This is a genomic window from Actinacidiphila yanglinensis (assembly GCF_900107965.1).
Lineage (GTDB): Bacteria > Actinomycetota > Actinomycetes > Streptomycetales > Streptomycetaceae > Actinacidiphila > Actinacidiphila yanglinensis.
Genome location: NZ_FNVU01000001.1, coordinates 102,464 through 125,632, shown reverse-complemented (window position 1 = coordinate 125,632; position 23,169 = coordinate 102,464). Strand labels below are relative to the sequence as shown.

21 protein-coding genes are annotated in these 23,169 nt (G+C 72.1%); 10 read left to right on the top strand and 11 right to left on the bottom strand.

Annotation, left to right across the window (positions count from 1 at the left end):
- Positions 1-120: 120 nt before the first annotated feature.
- Genes C4U44_RS00555 through C4U44_RS00545 form a run of 3 tightly spaced genes read right to left on the bottom strand, consistent with a single transcriptional unit; the run spans position 121 to position 4,678 of the window.
- Positions 121-939, bottom strand: coding sequence for an HAD family hydrolase (locus C4U44_RS00555; RefSeq protein WP_103883551.1), 819 nt, complete (start codon positions 937-939; stop codon positions 121-123).
- 11 nt (positions 940-950) lie between these two features.
- Positions 951-3,464: a phosphoribosyltransferase gene (locus C4U44_RS00550; protein WP_103883550.1), complete on the bottom strand. Its 2,514-nt coding sequence runs from the start codon at positions 3,462-3,464 to the stop codon at positions 951-953.
- Between the two features lie 41 nt (positions 3,465-3,505).
- Complete coding sequence (locus C4U44_RS00545; protein ID WP_103883549.1) at positions 3,506-4,678, bottom strand: HpcH/HpaI aldolase/citrate lyase family protein; 1,173 nt, start codon at positions 4,676-4,678, stop codon at positions 3,506-3,508.
- A gap of 219 nt (positions 4,679-4,897) precedes the next feature.
- On the opposite strand from C4U44_RS00545, the gene C4U44_RS00540 reads away from it, so the two are divergent.
- Entirely contained in the window at positions 4,898-5,842 is a 945-nt protein-coding gene (locus C4U44_RS00540) for a TerD family protein (protein ID WP_103883548.1), read from the top strand.
- A gap of 67 nt (positions 5,843-5,909) precedes the next feature.
- Here the strand turns inward: C4U44_RS00540 and C4U44_RS00535 are convergent, their stop codons facing one another.
- The 6 genes from C4U44_RS00535 to C4U44_RS00505 form a co-directional block, all read right to left on the bottom strand.
- Positions 5,910-6,641 carry a TerD family protein gene (locus tag C4U44_RS00535; RefSeq protein ID WP_103883547.1) on the bottom strand — a complete coding sequence of 244 codons (732 nt, stop codon included), beginning with the start codon at positions 6,639-6,641 and terminating at the stop codon, positions 5,910-5,912.
- Between the two features lie 114 nt (positions 6,642-6,755).
- On the bottom strand, positions 6,756-7,958 hold the full coding sequence (locus C4U44_RS00530) for a DUF475 domain-containing protein (protein ID WP_103883546.1): 1,203 nt from the start codon (positions 7,956-7,958) through the stop codon (positions 6,756-6,758).
- 63 nt (positions 7,959-8,021) lie between these two features.
- A complete protein-coding gene (locus C4U44_RS00525) occupies positions 8,022-8,597 on the bottom strand; it encodes a TerD family protein (RefSeq protein WP_103883545.1) in 576 nt (191 codons plus the stop codon).
- Between the two features lie 46 nt (positions 8,598-8,643).
- Positions 8,644-9,219: a TerD family protein gene (locus C4U44_RS00520; protein WP_103883544.1), complete on the bottom strand. Its 576-nt coding sequence runs from the start codon at positions 9,217-9,219 to the stop codon at positions 8,644-8,646.
- 100 nt (positions 9,220-9,319) lie between these two features.
- A complete protein-coding gene (locus C4U44_RS00515; protein ID WP_103884128.1) occupies positions 9,320-9,778 on the bottom strand; it encodes a peroxiredoxin in 459 nt (152 codons plus the stop codon).
- Between the two features lie 210 nt (positions 9,779-9,988).
- The gene (locus C4U44_RS00505; protein ID WP_103883542.1) at positions 9,989-10,429 is read right to left on the bottom strand and encodes a DUF3052 domain-containing protein; all 441 of its coding nucleotides are present in this window, start codon (positions 10,427-10,429) and stop codon (positions 9,989-9,991) included.
- Positions 10,430-10,878: 449 nt separating this feature from the next.
- On the opposite strand from C4U44_RS00505, the gene aceE reads away from it, so the two are divergent.
- The 3 genes from aceE to C4U44_RS00490 all read left to right on the top strand — a co-directional run bounded on the left by aceE (position 10,879) and on the right by C4U44_RS00490 (position 15,945).
- On the top strand, positions 10,879-13,626 hold the full coding sequence (aceE, locus tag C4U44_RS00500; RefSeq protein WP_103883541.1) for a pyruvate dehydrogenase (acetyl-transferring), homodimeric type: 2,748 nt from the start codon (positions 10,879-10,881) through the stop codon (positions 13,624-13,626).
- Positions 13,627-13,974: 348 nt separating this feature from the next.
- Positions 13,975-15,129 carry an alpha/beta hydrolase gene (locus tag C4U44_RS00495; RefSeq protein ID WP_235031776.1) on the top strand — a complete coding sequence of 385 codons (1,155 nt, stop codon included), beginning with the start codon at positions 13,975-13,977 and terminating at the stop codon, positions 15,127-15,129.
- A 93-nt stretch (positions 15,130-15,222) separates the two neighbouring features.
- Positions 15,223-15,945, top strand: a complete 723-nt coding sequence (locus C4U44_RS00490; RefSeq protein WP_103883540.1) for a DUF4429 domain-containing protein — start codon at positions 15,223-15,225, stop codon at positions 15,943-15,945.
- Between the two features lie 48 nt (positions 15,946-15,993).
- Here C4U44_RS00490 and C4U44_RS00485 read toward each other — a convergent pair whose 3' ends face one another.
- Positions 15,994-17,028 carry an aldo/keto reductase gene (locus C4U44_RS00485; protein ID WP_103883539.1) on the bottom strand — a complete coding sequence of 345 codons (1,035 nt, stop codon included), beginning with the start codon at positions 17,026-17,028 and terminating at the stop codon, positions 15,994-15,996.
- The gene (locus tag C4U44_RS00480) at positions 17,028-17,492 is read right to left on the bottom strand and encodes a MerR family transcriptional regulator (RefSeq protein WP_103883538.1); all 465 of its coding nucleotides are present in this window, start codon (positions 17,490-17,492) and stop codon (positions 17,028-17,030) included. Before C4U44_RS00480 ends, C4U44_RS00485 begins: the two co-directional genes overlap by 1 nt.
- Positions 17,493-17,845: 353 nt before the next feature.
- On the opposite strand from C4U44_RS00480, the gene C4U44_RS00475 reads away from it, so the two are divergent.
- From C4U44_RS00475 to C4U44_RS00450, 6 genes are all read left to right on the top strand, one after another.
- Positions 17,846-18,667 (top strand): serine hydrolase domain-containing protein, encoded by an 822-nt coding sequence (locus tag C4U44_RS00475; RefSeq protein ID WP_103883537.1) that lies wholly within the window; start codon positions 17,846-17,848, stop codon positions 18,665-18,667.
- The gene (locus tag C4U44_RS00470) at positions 18,664-19,371 is read left to right on the top strand and encodes a pirin family protein (RefSeq protein WP_103883536.1); all 708 of its coding nucleotides are present in this window, start codon (positions 18,664-18,666) and stop codon (positions 19,369-19,371) included. The genes C4U44_RS00475 and C4U44_RS00470 overlap by 4 nt, the downstream gene beginning before the upstream one ends.
- A gap of 148 nt (positions 19,372-19,519) precedes the next feature.
- Positions 19,520-20,659 (top strand): PucR family transcriptional regulator, encoded by a 1,140-nt coding sequence (locus tag C4U44_RS00465; protein ID WP_235031775.1) that lies wholly within the window; start codon positions 19,520-19,522, stop codon positions 20,657-20,659.
- 90 nt (positions 20,660-20,749) lie between these two features.
- A complete protein-coding gene (locus tag C4U44_RS00460) occupies positions 20,750-21,745 on the top strand; it encodes an ACP S-malonyltransferase (protein ID WP_103884126.1) in 996 nt (331 codons plus the stop codon).
- Positions 21,742-22,776 (top strand): ketoacyl-ACP synthase III, encoded by a 1,035-nt coding sequence (locus tag C4U44_RS00455; RefSeq protein WP_103883534.1) that lies wholly within the window; start codon positions 21,742-21,744, stop codon positions 22,774-22,776. Before C4U44_RS00460 ends, C4U44_RS00455 begins: the two co-directional genes overlap by 4 nt.
- A gap of 67 nt (positions 22,777-22,843) precedes the next feature.
- Complete coding sequence (locus C4U44_RS00450; protein ID WP_103883533.1) at positions 22,844-23,089, top strand: acyl carrier protein; 246 nt, start codon at positions 22,844-22,846, stop codon at positions 23,087-23,089.
- Positions 23,090-23,169: the final 80 nt, after the last annotated feature.

The window sequence follows — 23,169 nt, the reverse complement described above, 5'->3', positions numbered from 1 at the left end:
ATCCGGAAACGAACAGCAAGCGCCCCCCGGACGGTCAAAGGGGCGCGGGGAACTGCGCGAGCACCCCCCACCGACAGGTGGTCCGGAAACCGCACCGCACCCCACTCACGGGCGGTCCCGCTACCGCTCCACGCGGACCAGCATGTGCCGCAGAATCTCCTCCCCCGCAGCCACCCCGGCAGTGGGAAGCGCGGTGACGTGGGGAGCCGTCCACCCGGTGTCGGCCAGCTCACCGTGCCCGGGCGTCCAGCCCGCATCCGCGGCCATGAGAAGGTCCGCGTCCAGCAGGGAGTCCCCGGCGGCGAGCACGGACTGCGCCCCGGTGCGGCGGACCACCTCGGCGAGCGCCGCGGACTTCCGGAGCGGCTTGGGCACCGCGTAGATCTTGCGCCCCTGGAGGGAGACGGTCCAGCCGCGCTCCTCCGCCCAGACGGCGAGCTCCTTGACCCAGCCGGCGGGCAGCCGGTCGCGGTCGACCACGAGGTACGCGAACAGCTCCTCCGCGATCCGCTCCTTGCGCAGCCAGTCCGGGTCGGCGGTGGCGGCGAGGTGCGCGCGCACCTCGGCGAGCGGCGCGCAGCCGTCGTCCAGCCGGCGCCGCATCTCCGCGTGCCAGTCGTGGTCGGTGCGCCCGTCGACCAGCAGGTGCCCGCCGTTCGCGCAGATCGCGTAACGCGGCACCCGCCCGGGCAGGCTGATCCGGCGGTACTGCTTGCGGGTGCGGGTGGTGGTGGGCACGAACCGCGCGGTGTCGGCGAGTTCGACCAGCAGCCGCCCCGCCTCCTCGGTGAGGTACGACAGCGGCCTGGCCTCGTGGACCTCGACGCACAGCAGCCGCGGCGCGTATTCGTCGGGCATGGCCAGGCCCAGCGCGGCGGCGGAGTAGATGAGGGTGCGGTCGAGGTCGCTGGCGACGACGGTGCCGCTGTGCAGGGGCATCGGTGCACGGCTCACTTCGCGGCCACCGCCTTGCCGTCCACGCCGGTCGCGCCGCGGGTGAAGTGCGGGTGGATCAGGCCGACGCAGGAGTACGGCAGGTCGCCGACCTCCTCGACGGGCACCCCCCGCTGCGCGGCGAGCAGTCGTACGTGGTCCAGGTCGGCGCCCGCCCCGCGCTGCGCGAGGATCTTCCACGGCACCCGGCGCAGCAGCACCCGGGTGGTCTCGCCGACGCCGGGCTTGACCAGGTTGACGTCGCCGATGCCGTACTCCTGGCTGATCCGCTCGACCGCGGCCCAGCCCGCCCAGGTCGGTGAACGGTCCTGCGAGCGCAGGGACTTGACGTCCTCGGCGACACCGTCGGCGACGGCGTCGAAGGCGGCGCAGACGGTGTCGAGGAAGAGCCCGGAGACGTCCGAGCCGGCCAGGTCGCGGTAGAACTTCGCGCCGTGGAAGTCGTGCGGGCCGATCAGGCCGTCGCGCAGCACGGTCCGGGAGATCAGCCCCGAGACCGTGGAGTTGAGGCAGGCGGAGGGGATCAGGAAGTCGTCGCGGGTGCCGTAGGTGGACACGCAGCCGCCGGGGTCGGCGAGGACCGCGATCTCCGGGTCGAACCCGCCGGCGCCGGAAGCCAGGCCCGCCGCCGCGTTGAACTCGTCCAGGGCCGCGGCGAGTTCGCGGGTGATGGCGCCCTTTCCGGTCCAGCCGTCGACGAACACCGCGTTGGCCGGGTCGTGGTGGGCGGCCAGCCAGCGCAGCGCGTTCGCGTCGATGCCGCGGCCGCGCACGATGGAGACCGCGTAGTGCGGCAGCCGCAGCCCGTGGGCGTGCTGGGCCCAGCGGCGCATCAGCACGCCGACGGGGGTGCCGGCGCGGGCGAGCGAGACCAGGACGGCGTCGGGACCGCGCTCGGCGAGCACGAGTTCGGTGACCGCGCCGACCGCGCGGGCGATCCGCGGCGCGGAGGCGTCCAGCGCGGAGCGGAACAACTCCTGGTACTGCGGGGTGGGTTGGTACTCCACCGGCAGCGATTCGGCGTAGTGCGCGCCGCCGGACTGGATGGCCTCCTCGCGCTCCTCGGTGGGCGCCTCCAGCTCCACGTCCGAGAGGTCCTTGAGCAGCCAGCCCACCTCCTCGGGCGGGTAGGACGAGAACTCCGGCCCCCGGAGCGGCTCGGCCAGGTCGTGCGGGGGGTGGGGCTCCGTGGTCGGGCCGCTCGGGCTGGTCGGGCTCATCGCGTGCCTGGCTCCGTTCGGTCGGTAGGACGGCACCACCGCGAGCAGTACCGAGTCGGTGGCGGCGGCCAGCCGGTCCAGCAGCCCGCCGGGTGCGTGCAGGGCGGGGGTGTCCCCGGTGGAGTCCACCACGCAGACCACAGCGTCGAACCCCCGCACGTTGTACGCGTACCGGTCCGTGCTGCCCGCGTCGGTCGGGTCGTCGTGCGCGGGGAAGGCGATCCGGTGGCGTATCGCGTACCCGGGGTCGTCGACGGCGAGTACCGGGGAGCGGGTGGTGGTGGAGTAGCGGACGGCGGGCGGAGTGCGGCGGCCCTCCTCCAGGGCGCTCTGGAGCGCCTGGGCCAGCCGCAGGGGCGCGTACATCAGCTCCTCGTTGCCGAGCACGAGGACGCGCTCCGCGCCGGGCGGCAACGCGTCGGCGAGCCGGGCGCCCATCGCCGGCAGCGCGGCCTCCAGCAGGGTCCGGTGCTCCGGGAGGAAGCCGTGCCGCCCGCCGTCGGGGACGCCGGCCGGCCACTCCAGCGGCACCCGGCGGATGTCGGCGAGCGGGCCGCCGGTCGCGGTCGTCGCCGGGTCGTCCGCCGCGTGCGCGGCGACCAGGGCCTGGCCCCTGCCGAGCACTCCGTCCGGGAGGCCGACCGTTCCCGCGGCCAGGGCGACCACGTCGACGCGCGCGGGCAGCGCGGCCGCGAAGGCGGTCAGCGCCTCGCGGTCGGCGGCCGCGCGCATGTCGGTGAGGGCGACCACGACGTAGTGGTCGCGGGGGTGGACGGCGTGCAGCGCGGCGATGGTGTTGCGGATGGTGCGCCCGGTGGAGAACTCGTCGTCGACGAGGACCAGCGGTCCGGGACCCGCCAGCAGCGCGGGCCGTTCCGGCAGCAGCAGGTGCGAGGTGGCGTGGCTGTGCTCCTCCTCGAAGCCGCCGCCCGCGGCGACGCCGGGCACCGCGCGGCGGGTGGAGTGCAGGTAGGGCACGCCGCCGATGCCGTCGGCGACCGCGTGGCCGAGGCCGGTGGCGGTCTCCGCGTAGCCGAGCACGACCGCCTCCCGTGTCCCGGCCTCGCCCAGCAGGTCCCGGACCCGCTCGCCCAGCCCGACGGCGCACCCGTAGACCGTGCGCGGGTCCTGCGGGACGTGCTTGCCGAGCACCTGGGAGACCAGCAGGTGGGCCCGCTTGGGGTTGCGCCGCAGCGCCAGGCCGAGCAGGTCGGCCAGGCCGTCGCCGTCCAGGGTGACCCCGAGGCGGTCGGTGACCCACTGCCCGGTCCAGGGCGCGGTGGTTGACATCAGACGGGTTTCCTCACGTGCGGGGGGACGGCGGGCGCTCGTCAGGAGGACGGCAGGCTCGCGGCGAGCAGTTCCACGAAGCCGATGTCCTCGCGGGCGACACCGAAGACCTCGGCGCGGCGCAGGGTGCGTTCGGCCCAGGCGCGGTGCGGCTTCACCTCGTTCATCTTGTTGGTGTAGGCGGAGCGGAGCACCCCGCCGCCGCTGCGGTCCTCGCGCAGGATGTCGGCGGCGTCGCAGAACTCCTCGTGCGTGACGACGCTCAGCGCGTTGACGAGGGGCACGTGGCTGGGGTGGATGCAGGTCTTGCCCTGCAACCCGTTGGCCCGGTCGAGCTCGATCTCGCGCAGCAGGCCGTCCATGTCCTGCTGGATGAGCGCGTCGCGCAGGTCCTCGGCCTCGGGGGTGAACGGGCTGCGCCGCAGCTGGGGTTTGAACATCCGCTCGTGGTGCCGGAAGTACTCCCAGACCGGGCCGGTGACCGTGAAGCCGCTGCCGTCGGCGCGGCCGAGCACGTTGACCACGTCGGCGATGACGGAGGCGACGATCTGCACGTCGTACGCGGTCATCGCGGGCGCGCGGCGCAGGCCGTAGGAGGAGCAGAAGTCGGTGACGCCCAGCCGCAGCGCGAGCACCCGGTCGCGGTACTTGTCGACGGTGCGGGAGATCCCGTACAGCGTCTCCACCCGGCTCTCCAGGTGCAGCAGTTCGGGGGACTCCAGTACCGGCATCGCGAACAGCCGGCTCCCGCAGGCGTTCTCGGCGAGGGTGAGCGCCTCCAGGAACGGGACGCCGCTCTCCTCGGTGAACTTGGGCAGCACGAATCCGGACAGCAGCCGCACGGTGTCGCCGAGCCGCCGCACCAGGTCGGTGATCTGGGCGGGCGTGCGGATCCGGATGAACAGCAGCGGCACCGCCTGCTCCGCGCCGGGGCGGCCGGCGAGGTCGGCGAACTGCCGGACGATGTTGGCCTCCCCGGCCTCCACGTCGCGGTCGTCGATCGAGTCCTCCAGGCACAGCACCATGGAGACGACACCGCGCGCGGCCTGCTTGATCACGTCGTCGGCGAGCTGCGGGCGGGTGGCCGGGCTGTACAGGGTGGCGCCGAGGGCGGTCGCGAGGATGCGGGCAGAGGAGTCCGGGGTGAACTCCTGAGGTTCCCGATGGAAGAGTTCACCTCTGAGATCCGACGCAAGGTGTCCGAAGTGTCGCATATGCCCCCCTTCAGGATCGCAGCAGCGCCCACACGCGTCAATCGCGTGGCCGATAATCGTACGTGCGGCCGTGAGGCAAAGGTTCCCTCAACGCGTGACAAACAGGTAACCGCCTCAGGTCTGCCGGGTGTCCATCCCCGCGCCCTTCACACCCCCGGCGCGCCGCCCGCGTGACGGCGGCGTTGTGGGCCGCCCCGCCGGGCAGGCAGGATGGCGGTCATGACGCACGTGATGGTGAAGGGCTCGAACATCCCGCTGGACGTCTCCGGCATCCGCGCGGTGCTCCGCTGGAGCCCGGCGGCGGGCACTCCCGACGTGGACGCCTCCGTGCTGCTGCTCGGCCCCGACGGCCGGGTGCGGTCGGACGCCGACTTCGTCTTCTACAACGCGCCCCGGCACCCGTCCGGCCTGGCCCGGCACCTGCCGAAGAAGCGCGGTCCGGAGGGCCTCACCGACACCGTGGAGGTCGACCTGGCCGCGCTGGACCCCGGCGTGGACCGGGTGGTGGTCGCCGCGTCCTGCGACGGCGGGCCGTTCCGGCTGGTGCACGACCTCGTGCTGGCGCTGTACGACGCGGCCGGGCCGCAGCACGCCGCCCCGGTGGCCACCTTCGACGTGGTACCCGACACCGGCCAGGAGACCGCGCTGATCTGCGGCGAGCTGTACCGCAGGGGATCCGGCTGGAAGTTCCGCGCGCTCGGCCAGGGCTACGCCTCCGGGCTGGTCGGCCTCGCCACGGAGTACGGCATCGCGGTCGACGACGGGGAGCCCGACTCGGCCGGCGGCGCCCCCTCCCACGGCCGGCACCAGGCGCCCCCACAGGGCGCCACGGCCGCCGCGGGACCCACCGCCCCGATGCCCGCGCCCACCGGCGGCTTCACCGGCGCCGCGGGGCCCACCATGCCCGCGGCCGAGCCCGCCGGCGCCTACGGCTACCCGCTCCCGGCGCCCTACCCGTCCCACGTGCCCGCGCAGCCCGCGTACGGCTACCCGCAGCCGGTGGCCGCCGCGGCGCCGCCCCCGCCGCCACCGCAGCGGCCCGTGGTGCACCAGCAGCCGCAGCAGGGCTACCCCGCCTACGGCTACCCGCAGCCGGTCGCGGCCGGCGGCGCCGACGGCCAGTTCAAGCTGCCGCCGCAGGGCCCCCAGTTCCAGCACGCGTGAGCAGCCGGCGGCGGGCCCGCCGCGGGAACGGCCGCCGGGCAGCGCCACCGGCCGGCCCCGGCGGCTCTCACACCTTCGACTTGTAGCCCCGGCCCCACTGCAGGCCCCACCCGTAGAGCCGGTCGATCTCGGCCTGGAAGCCGTAGACGTACTTCACCTCGCGGCGCACGACCATCTCGTCCTTGCGGTTCTCGATCAGCACCACCGCGCAGGACCGCGCCTGCGGTTCCCGCTCGGTGAGCGGGATCTCGATCCGCGGGCCCGAGCCGGGGAAGATCTCCACCTTCGCGTGGGTCCGGTCGAAGGCCGGCGTGCCGTCGTAGATGTAGACGAACACCAGCAGGCGCTTGAACTCCTCGCGCTTGTCGAAGTTGATGTACAGCGTCTCGCCCGAGGTGCCGCCGAACCGGTCGTCACCGCTCATCTGGACGTAGGGCGGCGCGTCCAGGTCGCCGAGGAAGTTGCCGAGCGGCTGCACCACGCCCTTGGTGCCGTCGGCGAGTTCGTACATGCACGCCAGGTCGAGGTCGACGTTGACCATCGCCGGGCCGGCCGCCTGGACCACACGTGGCTTGAACACGTCGATCTGGCGGCGCAGGAAGCTGCCCCGGTCGGTCACCCAGTCCCCGGAGTCGGACGGCCGCATCTGCCAGGACAGGTTGACCCGCATGTTGCCGACCGCGGCGCCGTGTTTCGTCAGCGACAACTCCGGGTGCCGCTTGGTGAGTTCCACGCTGTGCGCGTTCATCACGTCGAACTGCTCCGGGCCGCTGGGCCGCAGGAACCGCCACCAGGCCATCGCTGTACGTCCTCCCCTGTCGCTCACTGCCGCTCACTGCCTGCACCGGACGTCGCTCCGACACGCCGCTGCCCCCGCCGGACGGCGGGGGCAGCGGCAGGAACGCGTCCGGGGTCACACCCCGGACGTGACTTCCGCCTTGTCGTCGTCCGCCTGCTCGGATTCTTCCCCGAGACGGCGGTTGCGTACCACCGACGACCAGTAGGAGGCCGCGATCAGGACAACGCCGACGAGGCCGGTGACGACCTCGCTGACGTCGTACTTGATCGTGACGAGCAGGATGACCGCCAGCGCGCCGATCGCGTAGTGCGCGCCGTGCTCCAGGTAGACGTAGTCGTCCAGGGTGCCCTTGCGGACCAGGTAGACGGTGAGCGACCGGATGTACATCGCGCCGATGCCCAGACCCAGGGCGATCTCGAAGATGTCGTTGCTGATCGCGAAGGCACCGATGACGCCGTCGAAGGAGAACGACGCGTCGATCACTTCCAGGTACAGGAACATGAAGAACGCGGCCTTGCCGGCCAGACCCACCACCTGGGCCGCGGTGGCCCCGCTGGCGGCCGCCGGGACCTTGGCGCCGAGCGCGGGCTCCTCGACCTTGCGCTCGCCGCCCTCCTCGCCGTCGGCACCGTCGTCGGCATCGTCCTCGTCCTCTTCGAGACGCTCCTCGAAGAAGGACGAGATACCGCCGACCACCAGGTACGTGATCAGACCGGCGACGCCGGCCAGCAGCACCGTCTCCGCCTTGTCGACGGTGCCGTGGCCGCCGTGCAGCGGCACGGAGTCCGCCACCGTGGTGCCCGCGATGACCAGGGCGACCATGGCCACCGCCACGGACAGCATGTCCAGCTTGCCGAGCTTGGCCAGCGGCTTCTCCAGCCAGGACAGCCAGGTGATCTCCCGCTCCTCGAAGATGAAGTCGAGGAAGATCATCAGCAGGAACATGCCACCGAAGGCGGCGATCGCCGGGTGCGCGTTGGTCACCAGGGTCTCGTAGCGGTCGTGGTCGTTGACCGCGATCCGGACCGCTTCCCACGGGCTGAGCTTCGCGGTGACGGCCACGATGATGATCGGGAAGACCAGTCGCATGCCGAAGACCGCGATCAGCACGCCCACGGTCAGGAAGATCTTCTGCCAGAACGCGTTCAGCTTGCGGAGGATGCCCGCGTTGATGACGGCGTTGTCGAACGACAGGGAGATCTCGAGGATGGACAGGATCGCGACGATGGCGAGGCCCTTGCCTCCCCAGAGAATGCCGGCCAGGGCCAGGCCGGCGGCAGTGATGCCGAACGACCAGCCGAAAGTTCTGAGGAGCACGTGCTTCCCACCCAATCCCTTGTGAATCCCTTGAGACAAGGGTCCCCCGCGCGGTACGCGGCTTTACGAAACGTTGACCCCGAAGTCTAGGGCGATGCCGCGCAGTCCCGAGGCGTACCCCTGTCCGACTGCACGGAACTTCCACTCGCCGCCGTACCGGTACAGCTCGCCGAAGATCATGGCGGTCTCCGTGGAGGCGTCCTCGGTCAGGTCGTACCGCGCCAGCTCGACGCCGTCGGACTGGTTGAGCACGCGGATGTACGCGTCGCTGACCTGGCCGAACGTCTGCACCCGGGCGTCGGCGTCGTAGATCGAGACGGGGAAGACGACCTTCTCGACGTTGGCCGGCACCTTGGACAGGTCGACCAGGATCGTCTCGTCGTCACCGCCGCTGCCGCCGGTCAGGTCGTCGCCGGTGTGCTCGACCGAGCCGTCCGGGCTCTTGAGGTTGTTGTAGAAGACGAAGTACTCGTCCCCCAGCACCCGGCCGCCGGAGCACAGCAGCGCGCTGGCGTCCAGGTCGAAGTCGGCACCGGTGGTCGAGCGGGCCCTCCAGCCGAGACCGATCTGCACCTGGGTGAGATTCGGTGCGGCCTTGGACAGGGAGACGTTGCCCCCCTTGGCGAGCGTGACGCCCATCGTGGTCCTTTCCCCCTCTGCGTGATGGTGGGCAGCCGGTGGCGCCCTAGACGTTGACGCCGAAGTCCTGGGCGATGCCGCGCAGTCCCGAGGCGTATCCCTGGCCTATGGCGCGGAACTTCCACTCGGCGCCGTGCCGGTACAGCTCGCCGAAGACCATGGCGGTCTCGGTGGAGGCGTCCTCGGTCAGGTCGTACCGCGCGAGCTCGGCGCCGTCGGCGGCGTTGACCACGCGGATATAGGCGTTGCGCACCTGGCCGAAGCTCTGCTGGCGCGGCTCCGCGTCGTAGATGGAGACCGGGAAGACGATCTTCGCCACGTTGGCCGGCACCGTGGCGAGGCTGACGTTGATCACCTCGTCGTCGCCCTCGCCCTCACCGGTGAGGTTGTCGCCGGTGTGCTCGACCGACCCGTCCGGGCTCTTCAGGTTGTTGAAGAAGACGAAGTGCTGGTCGGAAAGGACCTTGCCCTGCTCGTCGGTGAGCAGCGCGCTCGCGTCGAGGTCGAAGTCGCTGCCGGTGGTGGTGCGGGCGTCCCAGCCCAGACCGACGACGACCGCCGTGAGGTTCGGCGCCTCCTTGGTCAGCGAGACGTTGCCACCCTTGCTGAGGCTGACTCCCACGAGTCCTCCTGTCGGTTTCCCCGCCCGTTGCTGCGGTATGGGTCGTTGTGTACTGCCTTGCTGGATCAACGTCCAGAGCTTAGTGACCCGTTCCCGGTTACTACAGCGCTGCGAGCGCCTTTGCGTACTCGTGAAGGTCACGCGCGTCCGGCAGGCCGTTCACCACGGTCCACCGCACGACGCCCTGCCGGTCGATGACGAAGGTGCCGCGCAGCGCGCAGCCCTTGTCCTCGGCGAAGACGCCGTAGGCACGGGAAACCGTTCCATGCGGCCAGAAGTCGCTCAGCAGCGGGAAGTCCAGACGCTCGGCGTCGGAGAAGGCGCGCAGCGCGTGCATCGAGTCGCACGACACCGCGAGCACCTGCGTGTGCTCGCTCTGCAGGGAGGGCAACTCGCCCTGCACGGCCTGCAGCTCACCGGTGCACACGCTGGTGAAGGCGAACGGGAAGAACATCAGCACGACGTTCTTGCGGCCCCGGAGGTCCGCCAGGTCGACGCTGCGGCCGTGCTGGTCCTTCAACCGGACATCGGGAGCGGGGTCGCCCGCGTGGATCGGCATGAACGGCTCCGCCATCGTGGTTGCGGAGCGCCGCCCGCCCGCGGGCAGCACTCGCTTCTCGCGCAGTTCCCCGCGCCCCCTGTGATGGTTGCGCGCCGCGGAAAAGGTGCGCATGCCAGGGGCGCGGGGAACTGCGCGCTCAGCCCACCCCGGGGCGCGGGCGCCCTACTACCGGACCCCCGCGGCGAACCGATCGGCGAAAAGTGACCCTCAGCGCTTGCCGGCCTTGGCCGCCTTCGGGGTCACCAGACGGCTGCCCGTCCAGTCCTTCGCGGCGTTGACGCTGCTGGTCTGGGCCAGGCCGGCGGTCTGCGCGGCCTCACCGATCTCGCTCGGCTCCACGTGCCCGTCACGCCCGGTCTTAGGGGTCATGAGCCAGATCGGGGCGCCGGGGTCGATCGTCGACGTGGCGTCGACGAGCGCGTCGGTGAGGTCGCCGTCGTCCTCGCGGAACCACAGCAGGACGGCGTCGGGCACGTCGTCGTACTCCTCGTCGGCGAGCTCCTCACCCGTGAGCTCCTCGATCCCCTCACGGAGCTCCTGGTCGCAATCCTCGTCGTACCCGAGCTCCTGGACCACCTGTCCGGGCTCGAAACCAAGCCGGCTCGCCGGGTTGGTCCGCTCCTCCGCGTGGTCCGCGGTCGCGCTCACGCTTTGCCTCCTGTCATGGGCACAGAATTCGTGCGGGTCTTCATGGTCCTGTATGTGCCCGCGGCGGTGCGAGCTTATTGGCGGTAGTCCACACGGGCGGGGCGGATCGCGCAAGTACCCGCGGTACGAGACCGCCGAAACGGTGACGATTCGACCGTCTTCATGGCAAGTTCCCCGGCTCCACCGCCGCCACCCACACCCCCTATGGTGACGCAGATCACGCGCATGTGCCGGAGTTGCCGGTTTTGCAGAGTGTTGGCACCGCGAGTCGGTCGTACGTCCGAGTGGGCGTAGAGTTCAGGTTTGGCCGCCCACCAGGGGTTACCGCCCGGTAGAGATGACGTATCGAACGGCTGCGGTACACGATGGACGCGGCGCGAGCCGCGTCGGCGGCCCCCTGCCTCACGTCCCGAACATCCCGTAGCAGTCCTAGCGAGCGAAGGAACAGCGTGGCTTCCGGATCAGATCGCAACCCGATCATCATTGGCGGCCTTCCCAGCCAGGTCCCGGATTTCGATCCCGAGGAGACGGCGGAATGGCTCGACTCGCTCGATGCGGCCATCGACGAGCGGGGCCGGGAACGCGCCCGCTACCTGATGCTCCGCCTCATCGAGCGGGCCCGCGAGAAGCGTGTCGCGGTCCCCGAGATGCGCAGCAGCGACTACGTCAACACCATCGCCACCAAGGACGAGCCGTTCTTCCCGGGCAACGAGGAGATCGAGCGCAAGATCCTCAACGCGACCCGGTGGAACGCTGCGGTGATGGTCTCGCGTGCGCAGCGGCCCGACATCGGCGTCGGCGGCCACATCGCGACCTTCGCCTCCTCGGCGTCGCTGTACGACGTGGGCTTCAACCACTTCTTCCGCGGCAAGGACGACGGCCTCGGCGGTGACCAGGTCTTCTTCCAGGGCCACGCCTCGCCCGGCATCTACGCCCGCGCGTTCCTGCTCGACCGGCTCAGCGAGGCGCAGCTCGACGCGTTCCGCCAGGAGAAGTCGAAGGCGCCGAACGGCCTGTCCAGCTACCCGCACCCGCGGCTGATGCCGGACTTCTGGGAGTTCCCGACCGTCTCCATGGGCCTGGGCCCGCTGTCCGCGATCTACCAGGCCCGGATGAACCGCTACATGGAGGCGCGCGGTATCGCCGACACCTCCAAGTCGCACGTCTGGGCGTTCCTCGGCGACGGCGAGATGGACGAGCCGGAGTCGCTGGGCCAGCTGTCCATCGCCGCCCGCGAGGGCCTGGACAACCTGACCTTCGTCGTCAACTGCAACCTGCAACGGCTCGACGGCCCGGTCCGCGGCAACGGCAAGATCATCCAGGAGCTGGAGTCGCAGTTCCGCGGCGCCGGCTGGAACGTCATCAAGCTGGTCTGGGACCGCTCCTGGGACCCGCTGCTGGCCCAGGACCGCGACGGCCTGCTGGTCAACAAGATGAACATCACGCCGGACGGCCAGTTCCAGACCTACGCCACCGAGACCGGCGCGTACATCCGCGAGCACTTCTTCGGCGACGACCAGCGGCTGCGCAAGATGGTCGAGGACCTCACCGACGAGCAGATCCTGCACCTGGGCCGCGGCGGCCACGACCACCGCAAGGTCTTCGCCGCCTACACCGCGGCCATGCACCACAAGGGCCAGCCGACCGTCATCCTCGCCCAGACCATCAAGGGCTGGACGCTGGGGCCGAACTTCGAGGGCCGCAACGCGACCCACCAGATGAAGAAGCTCACCGTCGACGACCTGAAGCGCTTCCGGGACCGGCTGCACCTGCCGATCACCGACAAGCAGCTCGACGAGGGCTACCCGCCGTACTACCACCCGGGCCGGAACTCCGAGGAGATCCAGTACATGCACGACCACCGCAAGGCGTGCGGTGGCTACGTGCCGACCCGGATCGTCCGCGCCAAGCCGCTGCCGCTGCCCGACGACAAGGCGTACGCGGCCGCGAAGAAGGGCTCCGGACAGCAGTCGATCGCCACCACCATGGCGTTCGTGCGGGTGCTGAAGGACCTGATGCGGGACAAGGAGATCGGCAAGCGGTTCGTGCTGATCGCCCCCGACGAGTACCGCACCTTCGGCATGGACGCGTTCTTCCCGAGCGCGAAGATCTACAACCCGCTCGGCCAGCAGTACGAGTCGGTCGACCGCGAGCTGCTGCTCGCCTACAAGGAGTCGCCGACCGGCCAGATGCTGCACGACGGCATCTCCGAGGCCGGCTGCACCGCGTCGCTGATCGCCGCGGGCTCGGCGTACGCCACCCACGGCGAGCCGATGATCCCGGTCTACGTCTTCTACTCGATGTTCGGCTTCCAGCGCACCGGCGACCAGTTCTGGCAGATGGCCGACCAGCTCGCCCGCGGCTTCGTGCTCGGCGCGACGGCCGGCCGGACCACGCTGACCGGCGAGGGCCTCCAGCACGCCGACGGCCACTCCCAGCTGCTGGCCTCGACCAACCCGGCCTGCGTCGCCTACGACCCCGCGTACGGCTTCGAGATCGCGCACATCGTCAAGGACGGCCTGCGCCGGATGTACGGCGAGACCGCGGACGGCAAGCCGGGCGAGGACGTCTTCTACTACCTCACCGTCTACAACGAGCCGATCCAGCATCCGGCCGAGCCGGCCGACGCCGACGTCGAGGGCATCCTCAAGGGCGTGCACCGGTTCCGGCCGGGCACCGCCGGCGAGATCCCGGCGCAGATCCTCGCCTCGGGCGTCGCGGTGCCCTGGGCGCTGGAGGCGCAGCGCATCCTCGCCGAGCAGTGGAACGTCCGCGCCGACGTCTGGTCGGCCACCTCGTGGAACGAGCTGCGCCGCGAGGCCGTCGCGGTCGAGGAGCACAACCTGCTGCACCCCGAGGAGGAGCAGCGGGTGCCGTGGGTGACCCGCAAGCTGTCCGGCGCGCAGGGCCCGTTCGTGGCCGTGTCGGACTGGATGCGCTCGGTGCCGGACCAGATCGCCCGCTGGGTGCCGGGTCGGTACACGTCGCTGGGTGCGGACGGCTTCGGCTTCGCCGACACCCGAGGTGCGGCCCGCCGCTTCTTCCACATCGACGCGGAGTCGGTGGTGCTGGCGGTGCTCACCGAGCTGGCCGCCGAGGGCAAGGTGGACCGCTCCGCGCTCAAGCAGGCGGTGGACCGCTACCAGCTGCTGGACGCCTCCGCGGCCCACCCGGGCGCGGCGGGCGGCGACGCGTAGCCAGGACGGTGGTGCCGCGCGGCACCCACGGCACGGCACGGGCCGACCGGCCCGTGCCGTGCCGTAGTATCCCGGGCATCCCCATCTGACGCGAGGTCAGCCGCCTCTCCGCCCCGGGAATTCGGGACCCTGGACGGACCGACCGGGCAGGAGCGCGTGATTCCGCTTTCCGCACGTCCCGTCCCGTCCCCCGCCCGTCCGGACCGCGCGTTACCCGGCGCCCGCCCCGCAGGCCCGCCGCGCCCCCGCCGGGCGGTCGGCACCGTGCCCGCGCACCGCAGTCCGGCCGCGGCACCGGCTCCCGCCCGCGCCCCGGCCCGCCGGCCCCGTCCGGCCGTCGTACGTCCGCTGCTGGCCCTGGCCGTCGCCTTCGTGCTGCTGGCCACCACGGGCTGGACGGCGGCGCTGCGGCCGCACGCGGCGAAGGACGCCATGGCCGCCGCCCTCGCCGCCTGGGCCCGCGGCAGCGTGGGCGACCGCCGGCTGCCCGACCCGGGCGCGGCCCCCGCCACCGTCACGCGCTTCTTCGCCGCGCTGACCGCCCCCCAGCGGCTCGGCCTGGTCCGGCGCTACCCCCTGGTGGTGGGGAACCTCGACGGCGTGGACCCGGCGCTGCGCTACCGGGCCAACCGGTTCGCGCTGACCCGCCAGCGGACCTCCGACCTCGCCCGCGAGCGCAGCGACCAGCTCACCGCGGCCGGCCACGCCGACGCGACCGACCTCGCCGACCTGGACACGTCCCTGCTCTCCGGCGACCGGCAGATCCTCGCCTACGACCCGACCGGTGACGGCCGCGTCGCGGAGGTCCTCGGCGACCTGCGCACCGCGACCCGGATCGCCGTGGTGGTCCCGGGCGTCGGCACCGACCTGTCCAGCTTCGAGCGCGACGACGCCAAGGCGTACTCCGTGACCGACGGCATGGCCCGCGCGCTGTACGGGGCGGAGCTGGCGGCCCGGCCGGGGGCCCGCACCGCGGTGATCGCCTGGGCGGACTACGACACGCCGCACGGGCTCGGCCTGGAGGCGTCCACCGGCACCCTGGCCGCCCGCGGCGCGCTGCGGCTGGAGTCCCTGCTCGCCTCGCTGCCCCGCCGCCGCGACGTCGCGCTGTTCTGTCACTCGTACGGGTCCGTGCTGTGCGGGCTGGCCGCCCCGCACCTGCCGCCCGGCCGGGTGCGGGACATCGCCGTCATGGGCAGCCCGGGGATGCGCGCCGACGACGTCGCCGACCTGCGCACCACCGCGCACGTCTGGGCCGCCCGGGACGCCGGGGACTGGATCGCCGACGTGCCGCACGTGGAGTTCGCCGGGCTCGGCCACGGCCCCGATCCGATTTCCGGCGGCTTCGGCGCCCGGGTGGTCAGCGCCGCCGGCGCCGACGGCCACGCGGGCTATTTCGTACCCGGGACGACCAGTCTCGCCAATTTCGCGGACATCGCTCTCGGCGACTATTCAGCGGTCATCTGTCCCACGGGACACACCTGCACCAGCGGTCTTGTCTGAGCCGCCGACCGCCCCGAAAAGCCGCCGTCCTTTCGATGACGCGCGTAGCGGGTAAGGGGCGCAGTCGGCCGAACCACCCATAAGCTGAGCCTTATGGGTGAAGTGCTGGCCGGGAACAACGCCGTATGGGACTGCGAACCCGACGCCGTGGTGATCCGGTACAGCAGGGGCCTGCGCGGCTCGCGGCTGCTCCAGGCGCTCGGTGAGCGGCGCGTGCCGTACGAGGCGCTCGAGGACGTCGAGCTCGCCGACGGCCGCCCCGGCTCGCTGATCCTGCGCGCGGCGCCCCGGCCCGGCTCCGACCCGCTGATCGAGGCCGCCGACGGCCAGCTGCGGGAGAGCGCCGACCCCTACCGGCTGGTGCTGCCCGAGCAGAGCCGCGCGGACGCCGAGACCTTCCGCGACCTGCTGCGCGACGCGATCCGCAGCGCCGAGGTCACCGCGAAACCGGCCGGCCGCTTCCTCGTCCCGGCACCGGCGGTACCCCGCTCCTTCAAGGCCTACGACGCGAAGGCCACCTTCGACGGCCGCGCGGTGGGCTTCCACTGGTTCCGCACCGGCGCGTCCACCGCCAAATGGAACTCCGGCGACCGGACGTTCCCGGTCGAGGACCTCGCCGGCGTCGACTGGCACTCACCCGAACGGGTCAACGGGCACCTGCGGCTGCTGCTGCGCGAACCGGTCACCCCGCTGCCGCCCGCCGACCAGGACCCGGCCAGCGTGATCTTCGGCCTCGGCTACGGATCGGTGCACGAGTCCCTGCCCTTCGCCGCGGCGGTGCTCGCCGCGATCCGCACCGCCCGGGTCAGACCCTGACCCGGGCGGTGCGCCGCCTCACCCCGCTCGCCGGCCGCCGGCTCCCGGCTACTCCCGGGCCGCGGAGGTGCCGCTCATGTCGGGGTAGCGGTCCCCGGCCACGTTCGCGGCGATCGGCTCCAGCGACGCCAACTCGGCGTCGGTCAGGGTGATCCCGGCGGCCGCGGTGTTCTCGAGGACCCGCGTCGCCTTCCGGGTGCCGGGGATCGGCACGACCGCGACGCCGTGCACGTCGGCGCGCTGGTGCACCCAGGCCAGCGCGATCTGGCCGAGCGTCGCGCCGTGCGCCGCCGCCGCCTCGCGCACCGGGGCGAGCAGGTCCGCGTTGTGCTGCGCGTTGGCGCCGGTGAAGCGCGGCTGGTGGCGGCGGAAGTCGCCCTCGGACAGGTCGCTGCCGGCGTCCTGGAACAACCCGGTCAGGAAGCCGCGGCCGAGCGGCGAGTACGGCACGACGGCCACCCCGAGGTCGGCGGCGGCGCCGGCCACGGACAGCTCCACGTCCCGGCTGAACAGGGACCACTCCGACTGGACGGCCGCGATCGGGTGCACCGCGTGCGCCTCGCGCAGCTCCGCCCCGGTCACCTCCGACAGGCCCAGGTGGCGGACCTTGCCCGCGGCCACGAGGTCGGCCATCGCGCCCACCGACTCGGCGAGCGGCACCCCCGGGTCCCGGCGGTGCATGTAGTACAGGTCGATCACGTCGGTGCCCAGCCGCTTCAGGCTCGCGTCGATCGACTTCGCGATGTACGCCGGGTCGTTGCCGACGGCCCGGTACGACGGGTCCTCCGGCTTGCGGACGATCCCGAACTTCGTGGCCAGGGTGATCTCGTCCCGGTGCGCGTGGACGAAAGGCGCCAGGAACTCCTCGTTGGCGCCGTTGCCGTAGATGTCCGCGGTGTCGAAGAGGGTCACGCCGCGTTCGAGCGCGGCCTCCAGGGTGGCGCGGGCGGCGGCCTCGTCGGTGTCACCGTAGAACTCGCTCATGCCCATGCAGCCGAGGCCCTGGATTCCCACCACGGGTCCGTCGGTGCCCAGCCGCTCCGTGCCCAGCCGCCCCGCGCCGGCCTTTTCCCCGCCGTTCATCACGCTGTCCTCTCCGGCGCCCGGTGGGCGCATGCGTACGTACTGATCTTGTGGTCCAGCACCGTCAGGGTGTCCTGGAGTTCGGCGATCCTGTTCACCACGTCCACCCGGGTCGACTCCAGCAGCGCCTGCCGCGCGGCGAACGTCTGGTCGCCCGCGCGCACCAGTTCCGCGTACGTCACCATGTCCGCGACCGGCATCCCGGTCAGCCGCAGCTTCCCGACGAACGCGAGCCAGTCCAGGTCCTTGTTGCTGAACCGGCGCTGGCCGGTGTGCGAGCGGTCCACGTGCGGCATCAGCCCGATCCGCTCGTACCAGCGCAACGTGTGGGCGCTCAGGCCGGTGAAGTCCGCGACCTCGCTGATCGTGTACTGGTCCTGGCCGTCGGGACGCAGATGCGTCTCGCTGTCGGCGCAATTCACTGTGTTGCTGGGCTTGCTCTTCGCCACCTGCGCGACCGTCATGCCCCCACGCTAAGACCTTCGAGTGCGCTCGAAGCAAGCGGGACCGCCCGGGTTGCCCGGCTGAGGAAGCACCCGGACCTTGCGGCCCGTGGGTGGCTTGTCGCGCAGTTCTCCCCCAGCCTGGCGGCTGGGTGGTGCCCCCACGCGCCCCTGGGTATGTGCGGCTCCTTCCGCGGAAAGAAGGCCAACCCGCGCCCGTGGGTGGCTGCGGCTCTTTTCGCGGAAACAGGGCAATCGACCAGGGACGCGTGGGGGCACCCAGCCTCCAGGCTGGGGGAGAACTGCGCGAGCAACCGGCCACCGACAGGTGGTCCCTCGACCGACAGGACGGGGCACCCCGTAGGGTCGGCCCCATGGAGAGCCTCGCGACGATCGCTGAATGGCCGGTGCCCAACGCCTCCGCGGGCGTGGTCCGGGCGGACGGCACCGTGGCCGGAACCCACGGCGCCCTCCACCGGAGGTACCCCCTGGCATCGGTGACCAAGCCGCTCGCGGCCTACGTGGTGCTGGTGGCCTGGGAGGAGGGGGTGTTCGAGCTGGACGACCCGGCGGGCCCGGCCGGCTCGACCGTACGCCATCTGCTCGCCCACGCCTCGGGCCTCGCCTTCGACGCGCCCAGGCCGATGGCCGCGCCCGGCACCCGCCGGATCTACTCCAACGCCGGCTTCGAACTGCTCGGCGAGACGCTGGAGAAGGCGGCCGGGATGCCGTTCGCGGAGTACGCCCGCCAGGCACTGCTGGAGCCGCTGGGCATGGCGGACACCGCGCTGGACGGCTCGCCCGCGTACGGCGGCGTCTCCACCGTCGGGGACCTGCTGCGGTTCGCCGCGGAGTTGCAGGCGCCGCGGCTGCTGCACCCCTCCACCGTCGCGACCGCGACCTCCGTGGCGTTCCCGGGCCTGAAGGGCGTCCTGCCCGGGTACGGCCGGCAGGACCCGAACGACTGGGGCCTGGGCTTCGAGATCCGCGGCACGAAGTCGCCGCACTGGACCGGCGCGGGCTCCTCCCCCGCGACCTTCGGCCACTTCGGCCAGTCCGGCACCTTCCTGTGGGTCGACCCGGCCGCGGGCGCGGCCTGCGTGACGCTGACCGACCGCGCCTTCGGCGACTGGGCGCTGCCGCTGTGGCCGCGGCTGACCGACGCGGTCCTCGCCGAACTGCGGGCGGCCGGATGACCGTCGGGGACACGGTGTGGCGCGCGGAGCACCGCTACCCCGGCGGCGACCCGCCGGCCGGGGTCGAGACGCTGCACGCGTTCTCCTTCGCGGGCTTCTACGACCCGGCGAACGTACGGTTCGGGCTGCTGCTGGCGTGCAACGAGGAACGGCTCGCGCCCGGCGCGGGCTTCACCGAGCACGCCCACCGCGACACCGAGATCGTCAGCTGGGTGATCGAGGGCGAGCTGGAGCACCGCGACGCCGACGGCACCGCGACCCGGCTGCGCGCGGGCGACGCCCAACTGCTCAGCGCGGGCGGCGGTGTCCGCCATGTCGAGCGCAACCCCGGCGCCGGACCCGCCCGTTTCCTCCAGATGTGGCTGCATCCGGAACCGGCCGGCGGCCCGCCCGCGCACACCGTGGCGACCGGCGCCGCACCGTCCGGACCGGGCCTGCACCTGCTGGCGTCCGCCGCGCCGGACGCCCCGCTGCCGCTGCGCCAGCCGCACGCGGTGCTGTACCTGGCCCGCGGCACGGTGCCGCTGCCCGGCGCCCCCTTCCTCTACCTGCACGTGCTGCGCGGCACCGTCCGCGTCGGCGACGCCCGGCTGGGCCCGGGCGACGCCCTGCGCGCCGCCAACTCCCCCGCCCGGCAGGCGGAAGCGGCCGCCGACGCCGAGTACCTGGTGTGGCTGATGTCCGCCGAACCCGCGTACGGATAGCGGAAACGGACAACCCGCTCCGCGCGCGGCCGGGCCCATAAGGCAGGCTTGGACCGTGCCCCATCCCGCGCAGGACCCGCAGAACCCGCAGAACCGGCGACCGCCGCACCCGTCCGCGGAGCCGCCCCGCGGCGACCATGCCGCGACCCTGCGGCGGCTGGAGAAGTCGGCCGGACGGCTGGCCGCGCACGCCATCGCGCGGATGGACGAGCAACTTCCGTGGTACCGGGCGATGCCCCCGGAGAACCGCAGCTGGATCGGGCTGGTCGCGCAGGCGGGTATCGCCGCGTTCACCGAGTGGTTCCGCCACCCCGAGGCGCCGCAGGCGATCAGCACCGACGTGTTCGGCACCGCACCGCGCGAGTTGACCCGGGCGATCTCGCTGCGCCAGACCGTCGAGATGGTGCGCACCACCATCGAGGTCATGGAGTCGGCGATCGACGAGGTCGCGGCGCCGGGCGACGAGGGCGTGCTGCGCGAGGCGCTGCTGGTCTACGCCCGGGAGATCGCGTTCGCCACCGCCCAGGTCTACGCGCAGGCCGCCGAGGCGCGCGGCGCGTGGGACGCCCGGCTGGAGTCGCTGGTGGTCAACGCGGTGCTGTCCGGCGAGGCGGACGAGGGCGTGCTGTCGCGGGCCGCGGCGCTCGGTTGGAACTCGCCGGACAAGATCGTGGTGGTGCTCGGGACCGCGCCCAACGGCGACAGCGAGTTGACCGTGGAGGCGATCCGGCGGGCCTCCCGGCACGCGAAACTCCAGGTGCTCACCGGGGTGCTCGGCGAGCGGCTGGTGGTGATCGCCGGCGGCGACGACGATCCGATCCGGGTGGCGAAGGCGCTGATCGGGCCGTTCGCCCCGGGTCCGGTGGTGGCCGGCCCGGTCGTCGGCGACCTGCTGTCGGCGACCCGGTCCGCGCAGGCGGCGGCGGCCGGATTGAAGGCGTGCCGGGCCTGGCCGGACGCGCCACGCCCGGTACTCACGGACGATCTGCTACCTGAGCGTGCGATGGCGGGCGACCGCTATGCTCGGAGTCAACTGGTGGAGGAGATCTACAGGCCGCTGGAAGAGGCGGGCTCTGCGCTACTGGAGACTCTGAGTGTCTACCTGGAGCAGGCATCCTCGCTCGAAGGTGCCGCACGGATGTTGTTCGTGCACCCCAATACCGTGCGCTACCGGCTGCGACGTGTGACCGATGTCACCGGTTGGTCACCCTCCGACGTACGTTCGGCGTTCACCCTGCGCATCGCGCTGATCCTGGGACGACTCTCGAACGGCGACCGGCCGCGCTGACACCTTTGTTGGACACCCACAAATCGGCTGACAGTTCTTCGTCCTTGTCCCCACGGGCGGTGATACCCGCTCGCGAGAGAGAGTGTGAACGTGCTCGTACTCGTCGCTCCCGGCCAAGGCGCCCAGACGCCCGGCTTCCTGACTCCCTGGCTCGAACTGCCCGGCGCCGCCGACCGCCTTGCCGGCTGGTCCGAGGTGGTCGGCCTCGACCTGGTCCACTACGGCACCAAGGCGGACGCGGACGAGATCCGCGACACCAAGGTCGCACAGCCGCTGCTGGTCGCGGCCGGCCTGCTGTCGGCCGGTGAGCTCGGCCTGTTCGGCAACGGCGGCACCGGACGGCCCGACGCGGTCGCCGGGCACAGCGTCGGCGAGATCACCGCCGCGGTGCTGGCCGGTGTGCTCTCCGAACAGGACGCGCTGACCTTCGTGGCCGCCCGCGGCCGGGCGATGGCCGACGCGGCCGCGATCACCGAGACCGGCATGTCCGCGCTGCTCGGCGGTGACCAGGACACGGTGGTCGCCCACCTCAACGGTCTCGGCCTCAGCCCGGCGAACATCAACGGCGCCGGCCAGATCGTGGCGGCCGGCACCAAGGACCAGCTCGCCGCGCTCGCCGCCGACGCCCCGCAGGGCTCCCGGGTGCGCCCGCTGAGCGTGGCCGGTGCCTTCCACACCACGCACATGGCCCCCGCCGTGGCCACGCTGGAGGCGCTCGCGCAGACCCTGACCGTCGCGGACCCGTCCTTGCCGTATGTCTCGAACGCGGACGGGCAGACGGTGAACGAGGGCGCCGAGGTCGTGCGCAGGCTCGTCGCCCAGGTCTCGCATCCGGTGCGCTGGGACCTGTGCATGGAAACGTTCCGGCAGCTCGGGGTCACCGCGATCATCGAGGTGGCGCCGGGCGGCACGCTGGTCGGGCTGGCCAAGCGGGCGCTGTCCGGGGTCCGCACGCTGGCGCTGAAGACACCGGAGCACCTGGCGGCAGCCCGCGAGCTGGCCGCCGAGGCGGCGGGCGCGACGCCGGCCGCCCGACCGGAAGACTCCATCCCGCAGGACGCGACAGAGGAGCACCCGCAGCGATGACAGCGAAGATCAACCCCAGCAAGGGTGCCCCGCACGCGCGGATCGTCGGTGTGGGCGGCTACCGCCCGGTCCGGGTGGTCCCCAACGAGGTCATCCTCGAGCACATCGACTCCAGCGACGAGTGGATCAGGTCGCGCTCCGGGATCGCGTCCCGGCACTGGGCCGGTCCGGAGGAGACCGTCGCCGAGATGTCGATCGAGGCGGCCGGCAAGGCGATCGCCGACGCGGGCATCGACGCCTCCGACATCGACGCGGTCGTGGTCGCGACCGTCTCGCACTTCAAGCAGACCCCGGCGGTCGCCACCGAGATCGCGCACCGGATCGGCGCGGGCAAGCCGGCCGCGTTCGACATCTCGGCCGGCTGCGCGGGCTTCACCTACGGCCTGACCCTCGGCAAGGGCATGATCACCGACGGCACGGCCGGCCATGTCCTGGTGATCGGCGTGGAGCGGCTGAGCGACCTCACCGACAAGGAGGACCGGGCGACCGCGTTCCTCTTCGGCGACGGCGCGGGCGCCGTGGTGCTCGGCCCGTCGAAGGAAGCCGCCATAGGCCCGACGGTCTGGGGCTCGGAAGGCGACAAGTCGCAGACGATCACGCAGACCGTGGCCTGGGACGAGTTCCGGAGCGGCGACGTCTCGCAGCTCCCGGTGGACTCGAAGGGCGAGGTCAAGTTCCCGGCGATCACGCAGGAGGGCCAGGCGGTCTTCCGCTGGGCGGTGTACGAGATGGCACGGGTGGCCCAGGAGGCGCTGGACGCCGCCGGGATCACCTCGGCCGACCTGGACGCGTTCATCCCGCACCAGGCCAACATGCGGATCATCGACTCGATGATCAAGGCGCTCAAGCTGCCCGAGCACGTCGCGGTCGCACGCGACGTCGAGACCACCGGGAACACCTCGGCCGCGTCCATTCCGCTGGCGATGGAGCGGCTGCTCGCCTCCGGCGCGGCCAAGAGCGGCGACACCGCACTGATCATCGGTTTCGGGGCGGGGCTGGTCTACGCGGCCACGGTCGTTACTCTCCCCTAGTCACACCTCGCGGCGCCGCAGTCCCGCACGCCGCATCGACAGCGAAACATCAAGGAGCGCCGTACACATGGCCACCAAGGAAGAGATCGTCGCGGGTCTCGCCGACATCGTGAACGAGATCGCCGGCATCCCCACCGAGGACGTCCAGCTCGACAAGTCCTTCACCGACGACCTGGACGTCGACTCGCTGTCGATGGTCGAGGTCGTCGTGGCTGCCGAGGAGCAGTTCAGCGTGAAGATCCCGGACGACGACGTCAAGAACCTCAAGACGGTCGGCGACGCGGTCGACTACATCCTCAAGGCCCAGGCCTGAGCCGGTCTGACGGCGGCCTTACCACCCGCGACGGGTCCCGCGCGGACCTGTGAACACCCGGACGACGCGCCTGTCGCCCG

Excerpts from the sequence above, each read along its gene's own strand:
- C4U44_RS00555 (WP_103883551.1), bottom strand. The coding sequence starts at position 939 with ATGCCCCTGCACAGCGGCACCGTCGTCGCCAGCGACCTCGACCGCACC.
- C4U44_RS00550 (WP_103883550.1), bottom strand. The coding sequence starts at position 3,464 with ATGTCAACCACCGCGCCCTGGACCGGGCAGTGGGTCACCGACCGCCTC.
- C4U44_RS00545 (WP_103883549.1), bottom strand. The coding sequence starts at position 4,678 with ATGCGACACTTCGGACACCTTGCGTCGGATCTCAGAGGTGAACTCTTC.
- C4U44_RS00540 (WP_103883548.1), top strand. The coding sequence starts at position 4,898 with ATGACGCACGTGATGGTGAAGGGCTCGAACATCCCGCTGGACGTCTCC.
- C4U44_RS00535 (WP_103883547.1), bottom strand. The coding sequence starts at position 6,641 with ATGGCCTGGTGGCGGTTCCTGCGGCCCAGCGGCCCGGAGCAGTTCGAC.
- C4U44_RS00525 (WP_103883545.1), bottom strand. The coding sequence starts at position 8,597 with ATGGGCGTCACGCTCGCCAAGGGGGGCAACGTCTCCCTGTCCAAGGCC.
- C4U44_RS00515 (WP_103884128.1), bottom strand. The coding sequence starts at position 9,778 with ATGCCGATCCACGCGGGCGACCCCGCTCCCGATGTCCGGTTGAAGGAC.
- C4U44_RS00490 (WP_103883540.1), top strand. The coding sequence starts at position 15,223 with ATGGGTGAAGTGCTGGCCGGGAACAACGCCGTATGGGACTGCGAACCC.
- C4U44_RS00485 (WP_103883539.1), bottom strand. The coding sequence starts at position 17,028 with ATGAACGGCGGGGAAAAGGCCGGCGCGGGGCGGCTGGGCACGGAGCGG.
- C4U44_RS00480 (WP_103883538.1), bottom strand. The coding sequence starts at position 17,492 with ATGACGGTCGCGCAGGTGGCGAAGAGCAAGCCCAGCAACACAGTGAAT.
- C4U44_RS00475 (WP_103883537.1), top strand. The coding sequence starts at position 17,846 with ATGGAGAGCCTCGCGACGATCGCTGAATGGCCGGTGCCCAACGCCTCC.
- C4U44_RS00470 (WP_103883536.1), top strand. The coding sequence starts at position 18,664 with ATGACCGTCGGGGACACGGTGTGGCGCGCGGAGCACCGCTACCCCGGC.
- C4U44_RS00455 (WP_103883534.1), top strand. The coding sequence starts at position 21,742 with ATGACAGCGAAGATCAACCCCAGCAAGGGTGCCCCGCACGCGCGGATC.
- C4U44_RS00450 (WP_103883533.1), top strand. The coding sequence starts at position 22,844 with ATGGCCACCAAGGAAGAGATCGTCGCGGGTCTCGCCGACATCGTGAAC.